The organism is Pantoea sp. SORGH_AS_0659 (assembly GCF_031453915.1).
GTDB classification, from domain to species: domain Bacteria; phylum Pseudomonadota; class Gammaproteobacteria; order Enterobacterales; family Enterobacteriaceae; genus Pantoea; species Pantoea leporis.
In genome coordinates this window covers 2502692-2518206 of the sequence record NZ_JAVJAK010000001.1, presented here as the reverse complement: position 1 = coordinate 2518206, position 15515 = coordinate 2502692, and the positions used below count along the sequence as shown (strand labels likewise).

Genomic DNA, 15515 nt, shown 5'->3' with positions numbered 1-15515 from the left:
CGTTGCCTCAATAAAATCGCGGTTTCCATTGAGTCGAATAAATGGAAGGAATCATGATCCTAAACGCATCGTCTCGGCACGCTTCGCCGTGTCGTAAACATATTGCAGCATCGGTTCCAGGTCGGTGTCGGGCCCGGAGCTGATGATCTTGGCGCGCAGCCACTCAATCTCGCTGGTGATATCCGGCGGGAAAATGGTGTTGTTCTGCGCATTACGCAGCCATTTCAGCAGGAAGTTATTCTTGCCGCGCACGCCGCCAGACTTCTTCGTTTTGGCGTTGATTTTCAGGGCGACCAGAATGCAGTAATAGAAGTGAACGCGTTGGCTGTAGCTTTGCGGGATCATCTTCGCTCACCTGCCGCGACAAGTGAAAAATGTGATGTCGATCGGTTTTCCATCATCCGGATTCCTGCCTGAATGGGTCTAACAGCCATGATCAATGCCGATCAGGGCGCTATTTCCGCGCTGTAGCCGCACGGTAAACGCACCATATGATAATCCTCGCGGCGGATGCAAGTCGGCATAATCCGGGAATTGAGGCGGGAGAAGGGCGCCATCAACGCTAAAAAAATAAGCGAAGCGGCTGAAAAAGCGCTGAGGCAATTCTTTTGCGGCATAAGGCCTAAAACGGCCACTTATCCTATAGCCAGGCCCGCGCGTATCTGGCAATATCGTGATCTGCGTCTACACTTAATTCTGACGATGTTCGCAGTCAGCCTGGCGAGTGAGTTTAAATGATGTTTGTTTGTGGAGAGTTATCTATCGAAATTCCGTGTTATCTGCAAAACCTCCTCGCACACACTTATGCGGTAGTAACCGCCTCGATCACCCAGCCAGCCTCCGAACATCCTGTAATGACAAATTCCACAAGACAGGAGAAGAGTCGTGACCTCCGCGGTTAATCACAACAGCACCTTGCCGTCATTAAGTGGCGGACTCTACGCCTTCTTTTTTGATGTCGACGGCACGCTGGCAGCGATTCAGTCGCAGCCCGAGTCGGTCTCCATTCCCGCTCCGGTACGCCAGCTGCTGCAACACATTTCCAATCTTAGCCACGGCGCCTTAGCGCTGGTTTCCGGCCGTCCGATTGCGCAACTCGACGCCTTAGTCGCGCCACTCGAAGCCCCCGCCGCGGGCGTGCACGGTGCAGAACGCCGCGATGCGGCGGGCCGCGTGCATCGCCACAGCTTGCCGGGGGATATTGCGCAAACACTGCAAACTGAACTGCAGCAGACGCTGGATCAGTGGCCCGATACGCTATTAGAAGTGAAAGGCATGGCATTTGCGCTTCACTATCGCAATGCGCCGCAGTACGAAAACGCCATTATGCAGCTGGCCGAAGACGCCGTTGCACGCTTTCCCGAGCTGGCGCTTCAGCCAGGTAAATGCGTGGTGGAACTGAAGCCGCAAGGCATCGATAAAGGCGCTGCCGTACGTGAGTTTATGCAGGAAGCACCCTTTGCCGGACGCATTCCGGTATTTGTGGGAGACGACCTGACAGATGAAAAAGGATTCCTCGTGGTAAATGCCATGCAGGGGATCTCTGTCAAAGTCGGTGAAGGGGCCAGCCATGCACGCTATCGCCTCAACAGCGTTGAGGCCGTATGGCACTGGCTTGAACAACTATTATTACAACTAGAACATGACAATGTTGGTAAGGAGTTTAGGTTATGAGTCGTTTAGTCGTCGTATCTAACCGTATCGCGATCCCCGATGGTAGCAAGGCCAGCGCAGGCGGGCTTGCTGTCGGTATTTTAGATGCACTGCGAGATACCGGTGGATTATGGTTTGGCTGGAACGGAGAGATCAGCGAATTCTCGGGTGAAGAAGAGGATGAAGAACTTACGCAGATCGAAAAAGACGGCATCACTTACGCGTCACTGCCGCTGAATCAAAACGATTACGATCAATATTATCTCCAGTTTTCCAATACCGTGATTTGGCCGGCGTTCCACTATCGCCTCGATCTGGTGCAGTATCAGCGCGAAGCCTGGGATGGCTACTGCCGCGTCAATACCTTGCTGGCGCAGCGCCTTAAACCGCTGCTGAAGCCCGACGATATTCTGTGGATTCACGATTATCATCTGCTGCCGTTTGCCGCCGAGCTGCGCAAGCAGGGCATTAATAACCGCATCGGATTCTTCCTGCATATCCCGTTCCCGACGCCAGAGATCTTCAATGCTCTGCCGCCGCATCAGGAGCTGCTGGAGATGCTGTGCGACTACGATCTGCTGGGCTTCCAGACAGAATCTGACCGCGTAGCTTTCCTTGATAGCCTGAGCCAGCTGACGCAGCTGCAGAATAAAGGAGAGAAGAAGCATCGTGCCTTCGGTAACACCTTTATGACTGAGGTCTATCCGATTGGTATTGAGCCGGACACCATTAAAGAGATGGCGGAAGGACCGCTGCCACCGAAAATGGCGGCGATGAAACGCGATTTGGGCGATCTGCAGAATATCATCGCCTGTGAGCGCCTGGATTACTCTAAAGGGTTGCCGGAGCGTTTTCTGGCCTTCGAAGCCCTGCTGGAGAATTTCCCGCAGCACCGCGGCAAAATTCGCTACTCGCAAATTGCGCCCACCTCGCGCGGCGATGTGCAGGCTTATCAGGACATCCGCCACCAGTTGGAAACGGAAGCGGGGCGCATCAACGGTAAATACGGCACGCTGGGCTGGACGCCGCTCTATTACCTCAATCAGCACTTTGATCGTCGTCTGTTAATGAAGATCTTCCGTCTCACCAACGTCGGCTTGATTACGCCGCTGCGTGACGGCATGAATCTGGTGGCGAAAGAGTATGTAGCAGCGCAGGACCCGGATAACCCTGGCGTGTTGGTGTTGTCCCGCTTTGCTGGTGCGGCCAATGAGCTGACTTCCGCGCTGATCGTCAATCCGTACGATCGTGATGACGTGGCGGCGGCGCTCGATCGCGCGTTGACCATGCCGCGTACCGAACGTATCTCGCGTTATAACGACATGATGGCGGTGTTGCGCAAACAGGATATTTCACACTGGCGTGAAAGCTTCCTGAAAGATTTAAATACTTTGCCGGTACGCAGTGATGATCACGGTACGGTAAATAAAGTCGCTACCTTTCCGAAATTAGCGTAACGCTTAATTGCACAATACATTGCGCCGCTACGGTAAATGCTAACATTGGGTGCTTTGCTCACTTATTGCACACTTCCGTAGCGGCGCGATTTATCGCGCCTCTTTGAATTTACGCTCCGCTGCACAGCGTTTTCACGCGCCACTGTAACTTCACGAAATCGATTTCATTTCTTAAAGCGCTAATGCGCTGACTCATCAGCAAAAAGCGCACGATTTGGTTAAAAAGCACACAAACGAAAGGCAAAAAGAGCTTTTTTTCCTCGCAACCCTAAAGATCTCAGGTGGTGCGCCGATAGTTATCGTGGAGCAAACCGAAAAATGCCTATTCATTCATTTCTCTAATGTAACGCCCTGTTACATCCCCTGCCGTGCGCTAAACACTCCCTACAATCCACTAACAGTTCCCTGGCGCTCTGCGCCCAGACTTCACGCTTCGCTAGCGTCTCGCTTTACGGCACATGGGCAATATTCCCTGTAAGTGATTAATTTAGAAGCGAATAGTTTCATGCTAATTTAGAGTATTATGCTGCATATAATCCTTTATATGGCGTGTTATAGCACCCTGATTGCCATAGAGCAGATAACTGATCGCGTTGTAATGACAATCTTCCGCACAGCCTAAAATCCGCATTACTTCAGCAAAATATTAAGGAAATAATCAGAAATCGCGCAAAAAATGGACAACAGAAAAGCGCTGCTGAAGGTTTAGAGAAAAAATTTGCCTTAAAAGTGTGACGTAGATCACACTTTATCTAAAATTTCGCGCCACTCACGTTGTATGTCGAAATCAGACAATATAGATTTGCCTTGTTTTCAGATTAGTCTTAAAAAACTGTAAGCAGACGTCACGGAAGATGGTTACAACTCAAGCAAAGAATGGCCTGGAGTTTTGATTACTACAGATCAGTGTCCTGACGAAAAGTGCAACAGTCAGGAGCACGTTGGCTCAAGCCTGATTATTTTTTGCCATCTTTAGATTTACCAACCAGCAGCCCGAACCATAGAACAATTTAATTCTGTGGCCGTATATGTGTCGCGTCTATCAGGATGGAAAAAAATGGGTACATCAGAATTACTAAAACATATATATGACATCAATCTGTCATATTTGCTTCTTGCTCAGCGTTTAATTAACCAGGAAAAAGCTTCAGCAATGTTTCGTTTAGGCATCGATGAATCGATGGCTGATGCATTGTCGCAATTAACTTTACCTGAGATGGTAAAATTAGCGGAAACCAACCAACTGGTTTGCCAGTTCCGATTTACCGATCACAACCATATTAATCGCCTGACTCAAGAGTCACGTGTGGATGACTTACAGCAAATCCACACCGGTATTTTATTATCCAGCCGTCTCCTGCGAAATGCGTCTAAAGATGACGTCTCTGCGAAGAAGAGGGCCGTTTAATGAGCGAAAAAAGTATTGTTCAGGAAGCGCGTGATATTCAGCTGGCCATGGAGCTGATTACATTGGGCGCACGACTGCAAATGCTGGAGAGTGAAACTCAGCTGAGCCGTGGTCGCCTGATTAAACTCTATAAAGAGTTGCGTGGTGCGCCACCACCGAAAGGTATGCTGCCATTCTCTACCGATTGGTTCATGACCTGGGAACAAAATATCCACTCTTCTATGTTCTGTAACGCCTGGCAGTTCTTGCTGAAAACCGGCTTGAACAGTGGCGTTGAAGCGGTAATCAAAGCTTATCGCTTGTATCTTGAGCAGTGTCCGCAATCGGACGAGGGCCCGCTGTTGGCGCTAACGCGTGCATGGACCCTGGTGCGATTCGTTGAAAGTGGCATGCTGGAACTGTCTGACTGTAAGTGCTGTGGTGGCAGCTTTATTAACCACGCTCATCAGCCCATCGGCAGCTTTGTCTGCAGCCTGTGCCAGCCGCCATCACGTGCCGTAAAAAGACGTAAACTTTCTGCAGATTCTGCCGATACCTTTCCACAACTGCTGGATGAACAGGTTAAACGCGCCGTTTAAGTTTGTTCGCATCGTGGAAAACATCCAGCAGCGGTTAATACCGCTGCTTTTTTTTTGCCTGCGATCAACGAATAACACCTGCGGCTCTCTGGCTTAACTTCCATCAACACGTTACGGACGTAAGGATTTTTTGTGCTGATAATTCTGGGTTATATCGTGGTCGTCGGCTCCGTGTTGGGCGGCTACGCGATGGTCGGCGGACATTTAGGCGCGCTTTATCAACCGGCGGAGCTGATCATTATCGGCGGTGCCGGTATTGGTGCCTTTTTAGTCGGCAATAATGGCAAATCGATTAAGAAAACATTAAAAGCGCTGCCATTGTTAATGCGCGGCTCGAAATATAACAAAGCCGTATACATGGATTTAATGGCGCTGCTTTATCGCCTGATGGCGAAATCCCGTCAGCAAGGCATGTTGTCATTAGAACGTGACATTGAAGATCCCAGCCAGAGTGAAATTTTCGCTAACTATCCGCGTATTTTGTCCGATAAACAGTTAGTCGATTTTATTACCGATTATTTGCGTTTGATGGTCAGCGGAAATATGAACGCCTTCGAAATTGAAGCGTTGATGGATGAAGAGATTGAGACCTACGAGCACGAGTGTGAAGTCCCCGCGCAAAGTATCTCGGCGGTGGGTGATGGCTTACCGGCTTTCGGTATTGTCGCGGCGGTAATGGGCGTGGTGCACGCACTGGCGTCAGCCGATCGTCCGGCGGCCGAACTGGGTGCGTTAGTGGCGCACGCGATGGTCGGTACTTTCCTCGGGATTTTGCTGGCCTACGGTTTTATCTCTCCGCTGGCGTCGGTGCTGCGTCAGAAATGTGCCGAAACCACCAAGATGATGCAGTGCGTGAAGGTGACGTTGCTCTCCAGCCTCAACGGTTACGCACCGCAAATCGCAGTGGAATTTGGTCGTAAAACGCTTTACTCCGCCGAACGTCCGTCGTTCTCGGAGCTGGAAGAGCACGTGCGTAACGCCAAGAACCCGGCGAAACAAACTTCGGATGAGAATTCATGAAAGCAGGCAATCGCCCCATTGTGCTGGTTAAAAAGCGCAAACATAAAGGTCACCATGGGAGCCACGGTTCGTGGAAGATTGCCTATGCCGACTTTATGACGGCGATGATGGCGTTCTTTATGGTGATGTGGTTGCTCTCCATCTCCAGCCCCAAAGAGTTGGTCCAGATTGCGGAATACTTTAAAACGCCGCTGAAAGTGGCGTTGACCGGCGGTCAGCGCAGCAGCGACAGCGAAAGTCCGATCCCCGGCGGCGGCGATGATCCGACGCAGCAGAAGGGTGAAGTGAAGAAGATTGTCGATATGGATGCGCAGAAGAAGAAGCTGGAGGAGATCCGCCTGAATCGCCTGCGTGAAAAGCTCGACCAGCTGATTGAAGCCGATCCGCGTCTGAAAGCGCTGCGTCCGCACTTGATCATCAACATGGTCGAAGAGGGACTGCGCATTCAGATTATCGATAGCCAGAACCGCCCGATGTTTAAAACCGGCAGCGCGGACGTGGAGCCTTACATGCGCGACATCCTGCGCACTATCGCGCCGGTGCTGAATGATATTCCGAACAAAATCAGCCTCGCGGGTCACACCGATGATTTCCAGTATGCCAACGGCGATCGTGGCTACAGCAACTGGGAACTGTCGGCGGATCGTGCCAATGCCTCACGGCGCGAGCTGGTGATTGGTGGCCTCGACGGCGCCAAAATGCTGCGTGTGGTCGGTATGGCCGACACCATGAAGCTGAAAAACCGTGGTGCTAATGATGCAGTCAACCGCCGCATTAGCCTGCTGGTGTTGAATCACGACACCGAAGCGGCGATTGAAAAAGAGAATGCCGAGAGCGATGCCGTTCAGGTGAGCGACCCGGCGCAAATGATTCCCAACATTACCGCACCCGCTGTACCGGCTGCGTCGACTGCTCCAACAGGTTCCACTGCAACACCGGCTGCGCCGGCTGCTGCAACGGCCCCAGCGGCAGCGGCGACGCCCACGGCGAGCGCGGTGACACCAGACCAACCCTCACAGCCGAGGTGATCCCGTGAGCATGGACATCAGCGATTTTTACCAGACGTTTTTCGATGAAGCCGATGAGCTGTTAGCGGATATGGAGCAACACCTGTTGGGACTTGATCCCCAGGAGCCCGATTCCGAGCAGTTGAATGCCATCTTCCGCGCCGCCCACTCCATCAAGGGCGGAGCCGGTACGTTTGGCTTTACGGTTTTACAGGAAACCACCCACATCCTGGAAAACATTCTGGATGGTGCGCGCCGCGGCGAGATGCAGCTCAGCACCGATATCATCAACCTGTTTTTGGAAACCAAAGATATTATGCAAGAACAGCTCGATGCCTATAAAACGGCGCAGGAGCCGAATGCAGAAAGCTTTAAATATATCTGCGAAGCGCTGCGTCAGCTGGCACTGGAAGCGAAAGGCATTGCGCCTGAAGCGCCCAAAGTCGCCGAAGTGGTTGAGATCGCAGCACCAGTTGCGGCCGCAGGTCTGCGCCTGCAACTGGTTGACCTGAAAGAGAAAGAGCCGGAGCTGATGCTGGAGGAGCTCGGCAATCTCGGTACCGTCAGCAACGTGGTGAAAGGCGCCAATTCGCTAGACGTTACCATTGATGGCGTCGGCAAAGATGACATCGTCGCGGTGCTCTGTTTTGTGCTGGATGAAGCACAGATTCACTTCCCTACAGGCGCGGCGGCCGTTGCCGACGCCCCGGTTGCTGAAGTGGCTGCTGAACCGGTGCAAACCGCCACCGTCACCGATATCACGCCAGCGGTGAAGCGCGAACCTAAACGTGCCGCCGCACCGGCCAAAGGCAGCGAATCCAGCAGCATCCGTGTTGCCGTTGAGAAAGTTGACCAGCTAATTAACCTGGTTGGCGAACTGGTGATCACCCAATCGATGCTGGCACAGCGCTCCGGTGCGCTGGATCCGGTGGCGCACGGCGACCTGCTGAACAGCATGGGTCAGCTGGAGCGTAACGCCCGCGATCTGCAGGAATCGGTGATGTCGATTCGTATGATGCCGATGGAGTACGTCTTCAGCCGCTTCCCGCGTCTGGTACGCGATTTGGCCAGCAAGCTGGGCAAAGAAGTGGAGCTGACGCTGCTCGGCAGCTCAACCGAGCTGGATAAGAGCCTGATTGAACGTATCATCGACCCGTTAACGCACCTGGTGCGTAACAGCCTCGATCACGGTATCGAAACCCCGGAAAAACGTCTGGCCGCGAATAAAACCGCCGTCGGCAACCTGACGCTGTCGGCGGAACATCAGGGCGGCAACATCTGCATCGAAGTGATCGATGACGGTGCCGGTCTGAACCGCGAACGTATTCTGGCTAAAGCGCTGTCGTCTGGCCTGCCGGTCAGCGACAGCATGAGCGATGAAGAAGTCGGCATGCTGATCTTCGCGCCGGGCTTCTCCACCGCTGAGCAGGTCACCGATGTGTCGGGCCGTGGCGTGGGCATGGACGTGGTGAAACGGAATATTCAGGAAATGGGCGGTCACGTCGAAATCTCCTCGAAGCAGGGCAAAGGCACCACCATTCGCATCCTGCTGCCGCTGACGCTGGCGATCCTCGACGGCATGTCGGTACGCGTCGCTAACGAAGTGTTCATTCTGCCGCTCAACGCGGTAATGGAATCGCTGCAGCCAACCGCAGAAGAGCTGAAACCGCTGGCCGGTGGCGAGCGCGTGCTGGAAGTGCGTGGCGAATATCTGCCGCTGGTAGAACTGTGGAATGTGTTTGAGGTGCAGAACGCCAAAACCGACGCCACGCAAGGCATTGTGGTGATTCTGCAAAGCGCAGGCCGTCGCTATGCGCTGCTGGTCGATCAGCTGATTGGTCAGCATCAGGTGGTAGTGAAAAACCTTGAAAGCAACTATCGCAAAGTGCCGGGCATCTCTGCCGCCACCATTTTAGGCGATGGTAGCGTGGCGCTGATTGTGGATGTCTCAGCACTGCAATCGTTGAACCGTGAAAAGCGTGTGGCCGGTGCCGCAGCGTAATAGATAACGAAAGGGTAAAAAAATGACTGACATGGCAACCGTGACCAAAATCGCTGGCGAAACCGTGGGCCAGGAATTCTTAGTTTTCACACTGGGTGACGAAGAGTACGGCATCGACATTCTGAAAGTGCAGGAGATTCGCGGTTACGATCAGGTAACCCGCATCGCTAACACGCCGGAATTCATCAAAGGCGTCACCAACCTGCGCGGCGTGATCGTGCCGATCATCGACCTGCGCGTGAAGTTCTCGCAGCCGGATGTGGTGTACAACGAGAACACCGTGGTGATCGTGCTGAATCTTGAGCATCGCGTGGTGGGCATTGTGGTGGATGGCGTTTCTGATGTCCTGTCGCTGACGCAAGAGCAGATTCGTCCTTCACCAGAGTTCGCGGTCACCATGTCCACCGAGTACCTGACCGGTCTGGGCGCGCTGGGTGAACGTATGCTGATTCTGGTCGACATCGAAAAGCTGCTGAGCAGCGAAGAGATGGCGCTGGTGGATAACCTGCGTACTGCCTAATCTCCGCAACGGGCCGCGCTGCTGCGGCCCGTTATCATTACACACATTAATTAATTCCTTACAAATCAACAATAAATCCGCAAAAAATCGCTGTAATATCCCTCAATCTTCTCCGCCCCTGGTCGATAACCGATCGGTACGATTTTTTCCTTCATTTTCCAGGGCAAACTATGTTTACGAGAATCCGCGTGGTCACCAGCTTATTGCTGGTGTTGTTAGTGTTTGGCTTTTTACAGCTGGCATCCGGCTCACTGTTTTTTAAAGCGCTAAGCGATGACAAAAACAGTTTTAACGTTTCACAACTGGCGAGCAAAAACACCGCCGCCATCAACGACGCCTACATGAGCCTCAATCAGAGCCGTGTGGTGTTAACCCGCATTCAGCTGCGCATGGCAACCAGCAAACTGACCGGTACCGAAGCGGATATCGCCGGTTTGTACGGCGACAGCAAAGCCTTCCAGAAAGAGGCCGCCGATAACTACCAGCTGTTTAAAGCGACGCCGGACACGCCGGGACAGGATGCCGCGCTCAACAAACGTCTCGATCAAACCTATACCGCCTATGCCAGCGCGCTAGGCCAGTTGCAGGACGCGTTGGTCGCAAAAGATCTCGATCTGGCAGCCAAAGCGCCGGTTGCGCCAAGCCAAAACGCCTTCCTGAAAGAGTACCGCCAATGGCGTGCCGATCAGGATCGCCTGACTGCGGCGGGCGTCGAAGCCAACAGCTCAGCCTACGATCACATGATCTGGCTGTTAGGCGCGGTGCTGGCGATTGTGGTGGCGGTGATTGTGCTGTGCTGGTTTGGCATGCGCAAAATCCTCATCAAGCCGCTTAATGAGAATATCCAGCATATTCAGCACATTGCGCAGGGCGATTTGACGCAGCGCATCGCGGTCGAAGGACGCAACGAAATGAGCCAGCTGGCGGAAAGCCTGCATGAGATGCAGCAGTCGCTGGTGCGCACGGTAAGTGATGTGCGTGACGGTTCGGATGCCATCTTTACCGGAGCGAGCGAAATCTCTGCGGGCAACAACGATCTCTCGGCACGTACCGAAGAGCAGGCGGCTTCACTGGAGCAGACCGCCGCCAGCATGGAACAGCTGACCGCCACCGTGAAGCAGAACGCCGAAAACGCGCGTCAGGCGTCGCAGCTGGCGCTGAGTGCTTCCGAAACCGCGCAGAAGGGCGGTGATGTGGTGCAAGGCGTGGTGCGCACCATGAGCGACATCGCCGGCAGTTCGAAGAAGATCGCCGACATCACCAGCGTTATCGATGGCATTGCCTTCCAGACCAATATTCTGGCGTTGAACGCGGCGGTAGAAGCGGCGCGCGCCGGTGAGCAAGGCCGTGGCTTTGCGGTGGTCGCGGGTGAAGTCCGTAATCTGGCCCAGCGCAGCGCGCAGGCGGCGAAAGAGATTAAAGGGTTGATTGAAGACTCCGTCAGCCGCGTGAACAGCGGATCTGAACTGGTGGGCACCGCTGGTGAGACCATGAGCGATATCGTTAATGCGGTAACGCGCGTCACCGACATCATGGGCGAAATTGCCTCGGCATCGGATGAGCAGAGCCGTGGTATCGATCAGGTCGGCCAGGCGGTGACGGAGATGGATCGCGTGACGCAGCAGAACGCCTCGCTGGTGGAAGAGTCTGCGGCGGCGGCGGCCTCGCTGGAAGAGCAGGCCAGTCGCCTGAGCCAGTCGGTGGCGGTGTTCCGCGTACCGCGCGCGGCGCAAACGCAGCCGCAGGCCAGAAGCGGCGTGCGTCATCCGCAGATCGCACCACCCACGATCGGCGCACCGCGTAAAGCGCTGACCGCCGCGGCTGGGGAGAGTAACTGGGAGACGTTTTAAGTTTCTGAGTGGTCGGTCCCTCACCCTAACCCTCTCCCACACGTGGGAGAGGGAACTGTCCGAGCCAGCGTGTGGCAGCGTCTCCCTCTCCCGCAGGCGGGAGAGGGAACTGTCCGAGCCAGCATGTGGCAGCGTCTCCCTCTCCCGCCTGCGGGAGAGGGCCGGGGTGAGGGACAACCCGCACCACCCAATGCGCCTTTATCGCTCACCCGATAAAGGCGCATTTTTTTTACTGTTAATTTCTTTAGTTATAAAACACTGCAATCATGCGCAAACGCAGAGTTTTAATTCGTAAAGTAGCTTAAGCACCCTGAAAAATTCAGATTGCCGGTCGATAACTGGGGGAGCCGAAACGCATCCCTGGAGATCCCATGTTAAAACGAATCAATGTAGTGACCAGTTTAATCGCCGTATTACTGGTGTTTGGCGCTTTACAATTACTGTCGGGTGGCCTGTTCTGGTCCGCCTTACAAAAAGATAAAGAGGCGTTTGCGGTAGCGCAGATCTCCTCCAACAACGTTGGCGCGATGTCAGACGCCTGGATTGAACTGAACCAAACCCGCACCGTACTCAACCGCGCCATGTTGCGTATGCAGGGCACCATGGCCGCGCAGTCGAATGGCGGTCAGCTGAGTGCCTTAATCGCCCAGACGGAAAAACAACTCAATGTGGCTGCCGGCCACTATCAACGCTACTACGACTTGCCGGCCACGCCAGGCTTGCCAGACGCGTTGCGCGATAAGCTGGAAGCGAACTACGCCGCTTTCAACGACGGGTTGAAAGCGATGCTGGATCGCCTGAAAGCCAACGATCTGCAAGGCATGTTTGCGCAGAACATCGAAGCTAAACAGGTCGCGATGAAAGCCACTTACGAAGAGTGGCGGACGGAGCAAAGCACATTGGCGGCAGAAGGCGTGGCGCAGAATCAGCGCGCCTTCCACACCATGATGTGGCTGCTGGCGTCGGTGGCGCTGGTGGTGATTGCGGTGATCGTTGGCTGTTGGTTCGGCCTGCGTAGCGTGCTGATTCAGCCGCTGCACCAGCTGCTGGCGCATATTCGCCATATTGCTGCGGGCGATCTCACGCAAAATATCGTGGTGGAAGGGCGCAACGAAATGAGCCAGCTGGCGGGAAGCCTGCATGAAATGCAGCAGTCGCTGGTCAGCACCGTGGGCAATGTACGTGACGGTTCCGATGCGATTTTCACCGGCGCCAGCGAAATCGCCGCCGGGAATAACGATCTGTCGGCGCGCACTGAAGAGCAGGCCGCCTCGCTGGAGCAGACGGCGGCCAGCATGGAGCAGCTCACCGCGACGGTGAAACAGAATGCCGAGAATGCGCGTCAGGCGTCGCAGCTGGCGCTGAGCGCGTCGGATACCGCGCGCAAAGGCGGCGAGGTGGTCGATGGCGTGGTGCGTACCATGCAGGATATCGCCGGCAGCTCGAAGAAGATCGCCGACATTATTAGCGTGATCGATGGCATCGCCTTCCAGACCAATATCCTGGCGCTGAACGCGGCGGTAGAAGCAGCACGCGCCGGTGAACAGGGCCGTGGTTTTGCTGTAGTGGCTGGTGAAGTGCGCAACCTGGCGCAGCGCAGTGCGCAGGCGGCGAAAGAGATCAAAGGCTTGATCGAAGATTCGGTGAACCGCGTCAACAACGGCTCGCAGCTGGTCGGCACCGCCGGAGAAACCATGAACGATATCGTCGGCGCCGTCACGCGCGTCACCGATATTATGGGCGAAATCGCCTCGGCATCGGATGAGCAGAGCCGTGGTATCGATCAGGTGGGACAAGCGGTGACCGAGATGGACCGCGTCACCCAGCAGAACGCCTCGCTGGTGGAAGAGTCCGCCGCCGCCGCCGCATCACTGGAAGAGCAGGCGAGCCGCCTGAGCCAGTCGGTATCGGTGTTCCGCATTCCGCGCGCCGCACAGGCGCAACCAAAGGCGAGCACGGTGCGCCAGATCGCCAGCGCACCGCGTAAAGCGGCTGCCGCGCCGGTGAGTGAGGGTAACTGGGAGACGTTTTAAGTTCTGAGTTGCTTCCCCTCACCCCGGCCCTCTCCCGTAAACGGGAGAGGGAGACGCTGCCATATGTTAGCTCGATCAATTCCCTCTCCCGCCTGCGGGAGAGGGTTAGGGTGAGGGACAGCGAGCACCCATCAACCCCCCGCTGGTCCAACCCCTGCGAACACACATAAAGATCCCCTCAGAAAAGCCGATAACAGAGGCGATCCGCCAACCAATGAGGTGTTTATGTTTAGTCGTATTCGTGTTGTATCCGGTCTGCTGTGCGTGCTGGCGCTGTTTGCCTTACTGCAGCTGTTCTCCGGTGGAGTGTTCTACTCCACGGTCAAAGCCGATAAAGAAAATTTTGCCTATAACCAGCGACTTAGCACGCTGCAGCGGGCAATGGGCACCTCATGGGTATCGCTGGTTCAGGCGCGTAACACGCTGAACCGTGCGGGGATCCGTTACCTGCTGGACAGTCAGCAGGCTGGCTCAGGCGCAACCGTGAAAGATCTGGTGGCGCTGGCGAGTGAGGAGTTGAAGCACGCTGATGAGGGTTTTGCCGAATTTAACGCCAACCTGTCTGAAAAGGGCAAAAAGGCCGAGAACGTGCTGACGCTACAGGCCAACTACAACGCCTATCGCGGAGCATTGGGTGAGTTGATCGATTTCCTCAGTAGTGGAAATTTCAAAGGATTTGTCGATCAGCCGACGCAGGGATTCCAGGACAAGTTTGCTAAGGATTACAACGAATGGTTGAGCTACAACATTGTGCTCGCCAATCAGGGCATTGCAGCCAATGAGGCGGCTTACAACCAATCCATCATGCTGGTGGTCGGCACGCTGCTGGTGACCTTGCTGGTGATTGCGCTGGTGTGGAGCGGCATGCGTACGGTGCTGATCCGTCCGCTAAAGCACAGCATCGAGCACATTCGTCACATCGCGCGTGGCGATTTGACGCAGCAGGTGGAGATCACGGTGCGCAACGAGATGGGCGAGCTGCTCACCTCGGTGCAAGAGATGCAGCAAGAGCTGGCGCGGACGGTGCGTACCGTGCGTGACGGTTCCGATGCGATCTACACCGGTGCGAGTGAAATCGCCATGGGCAACAACGATCTCTCCTCGCGTACCGAGCAGCAAGCGGCTTCGCTGGAAGAGACCGCTGCCAGCATGGAGCAGTTAACCGCCACGGTGAAGCAGAACGCCGAAAATGCCCGTCAGGCGTCACAGCTGGCGCTCACCGCCTCGGAGACCGCGCAGCAGGGCGGCAAAGTGGTGGATGGCGTGGTGACTACCATGAAAGAGATCACCGGCAGCTCGAAGAAAATCGCTGACATCATCAGCGTGATCGACGGCATTGCCTTCCAGACCAATATCCTCGCACTGAACGCTGCGGTAGAAGCAGCACGCGCCGGTGAGCAGGGACGTGGATTTGCCGTGGTAGCGGGCGAGGTGCGCAGTCTGGCACAGCGCAGCGCGCAGGCGGCGAAAGAGATTAAAGGATTGATCGAGGATTCGGTCAGCCGTGTCAACACCGGTTCCGTGCTGGTGGAGAGCGCCGGGGAAACCATGACCAACATCGTGAATGCGGTCACGCGGGTCACCGACATCATGGGCGAAATTGCCTCGGCGTCGGACGAGCAGAGCCGTGGTATCGATCAGGTCGGTCTGGCGGTGAACGAGATGGATCGCGTGACGCAGCAGAACGCCGCGCTGGTCGAAGAGTCGGCAACGGCGGCGGCCGCGCTGGAAGATCAGGCCAGCCGACTGAAACAGTCGGTTGCGGTGTTCAATATCGGTAAAGAATTTGTCGTTCAGGCCGTTAACGTATCTACAGCGGCAAAAAATTTGCGTTCCGGCACGCCAAAAGCACTGGCACCGGCAGGCGCACGTAGCACTGACGATAACTGGGAAACCTTTTAATCCTTGTGGCCGCCGCAAGGCGGCCCATGAGAATGGCGCGACTGGCAGCACAGTAGCAACCGCAGTATCACAATTTAAACAGTTT

The 15515-nt window shown here is 55.0% G+C and carries 12 protein-coding genes; 11 read left to right on the top strand and 1 reads right to left on the bottom strand.

Annotated features, from left to right (window positions below):
* Positions 1-51: 51 nt before the first annotated feature.
* Entirely contained in the window at positions 52-345 is a 294-nt protein-coding gene (locus Q3H59_RS11745) for a hypothetical protein (protein WP_218168224.1), read from the bottom strand.
* 540 nt (positions 346-885) lie between these two features.
* Between Q3H59_RS11745 and otsB the strand changes: the two genes are divergently transcribed.
* The 11 genes from otsB to Q3H59_RS11690 all read left to right on the top strand — a co-directional run bounded on the left by otsB (position 886) and on the right by Q3H59_RS11690 (position 15430).
* A complete protein-coding gene (otsB, locus tag Q3H59_RS11740) occupies positions 886-1674 on the top strand; it encodes a trehalose-phosphatase (protein WP_101760738.1) in 789 nt (262 codons plus the stop codon).
* The gene (gene otsA, locus Q3H59_RS11735; protein ID WP_101760737.1) at positions 1671-3110 is read left to right on the top strand and encodes an alpha,alpha-trehalose-phosphate synthase; all 1440 of its coding nucleotides are present in this window, start codon (positions 1671-1673) and stop codon (positions 3108-3110) included. Before otsB ends, otsA begins: the two co-directional genes overlap by 4 nt.
* Before the next feature lie 1057 nt (positions 3111-4167).
* On the top strand, positions 4168-4518 hold the full coding sequence (gene flhD / locus Q3H59_RS11730) for a flagellar transcriptional regulator FlhD (protein ID WP_008102850.1): 351 nt from the start codon (positions 4168-4170) through the stop codon (positions 4516-4518).
* The gene (gene flhC / locus Q3H59_RS11725) at positions 4518-5096 is read left to right on the top strand and encodes a flagellar transcriptional regulator FlhC (RefSeq protein WP_101760736.1); all 579 of its coding nucleotides are present in this window, start codon (positions 4518-4520) and stop codon (positions 5094-5096) included. Before flhD ends, flhC begins: the two co-directional genes overlap by 1 nt.
* A gap of 132 nt (positions 5097-5228) precedes the next feature.
* Positions 5229-6116 carry a flagellar motor stator protein MotA gene (gene motA, locus Q3H59_RS11720; RefSeq protein WP_007891047.1) on the top strand — a complete coding sequence of 296 codons (888 nt, stop codon included), beginning with the start codon at positions 5229-5231 and terminating at the stop codon, positions 6114-6116.
* Positions 6113-7144, top strand: coding sequence for a flagellar motor protein MotB (motB, locus tag Q3H59_RS11715; RefSeq protein ID WP_192413558.1), 1032 nt, complete (start codon positions 6113-6115; stop codon positions 7142-7144). Before motA ends, motB begins: the two co-directional genes overlap by 4 nt.
* A 10-nt stretch (positions 7145-7154) precedes the next feature.
* Positions 7155-9125: a chemotaxis protein CheA gene (gene cheA / locus Q3H59_RS11710; protein WP_192233597.1), complete on the top strand. Its 1971-nt coding sequence runs from the start codon at positions 7155-7157 to the stop codon at positions 9123-9125.
* A gap of 22 nt (positions 9126-9147) precedes the next feature.
* Positions 9148-9645, top strand: a complete 498-nt coding sequence (cheW, locus tag Q3H59_RS11705) for a chemotaxis protein CheW (RefSeq protein ID WP_008102858.1) — start codon at positions 9148-9150, stop codon at positions 9643-9645.
* A gap of 170 nt (positions 9646-9815) precedes the next feature.
* A complete protein-coding gene (locus tag Q3H59_RS11700) occupies positions 9816-11495 on the top strand; it encodes a methyl-accepting chemotaxis protein (protein WP_192413556.1) in 1680 nt (559 codons plus the stop codon).
* A 371-nt stretch (positions 11496-11866) separates the two neighbouring features.
* A complete protein-coding gene (locus Q3H59_RS11695) occupies positions 11867-13528 on the top strand; it encodes a methyl-accepting chemotaxis protein (RefSeq protein WP_192233601.1) in 1662 nt (553 codons plus the stop codon).
* A gap of 225 nt (positions 13529-13753) precedes the next feature.
* The gene (locus Q3H59_RS11690; RefSeq protein WP_137385648.1) at positions 13754-15430 is read left to right on the top strand and encodes a methyl-accepting chemotaxis protein; all 1677 of its coding nucleotides are present in this window, start codon (positions 13754-13756) and stop codon (positions 15428-15430) included.
* The last annotated feature ends 85 nt before the right edge of the window (positions 15431-15515 follow it).

Coding starts and splice junctions, on each gene's coding strand:
- Q3H59_RS11745 (WP_218168224.1), bottom strand. CDS start 345: ATGATCCCGCAAAGCTACAGCCAACGCGTTCACTTCTATTACTGCATT.
- otsA (WP_101760737.1), top strand. CDS start 1,671: ATGAGTCGTTTAGTCGTCGTATCTAACCGTATCGCGATCCCCGATGGT.
- flhD (WP_008102850.1), top strand. CDS start 4,168: ATGGGTACATCAGAATTACTAAAACATATATATGACATCAATCTGTCA.
- flhC (WP_101760736.1), top strand. CDS start 4,518: ATGAGCGAAAAAAGTATTGTTCAGGAAGCGCGTGATATTCAGCTGGCC.
- motB (WP_192413558.1), top strand. CDS start 6,113: ATGAAAGCAGGCAATCGCCCCATTGTGCTGGTTAAAAAGCGCAAACAT.
- cheA (WP_192233597.1), top strand. CDS start 7,155: ATGGACATCAGCGATTTTTACCAGACGTTTTTCGATGAAGCCGATGAG.
- cheW (WP_008102858.1), top strand. CDS start 9,148: ATGACTGACATGGCAACCGTGACCAAAATCGCTGGCGAAACCGTGGGC.
- Q3H59_RS11700 (WP_192413556.1), top strand. CDS start 9,816: ATGTTTACGAGAATCCGCGTGGTCACCAGCTTATTGCTGGTGTTGTTA.
- Q3H59_RS11695 (WP_192233601.1), top strand. CDS start 11,867: ATGTTAAAACGAATCAATGTAGTGACCAGTTTAATCGCCGTATTACTG.
- Q3H59_RS11690 (WP_137385648.1), top strand. CDS start 13,754: ATGTTTAGTCGTATTCGTGTTGTATCCGGTCTGCTGTGCGTGCTGGCG.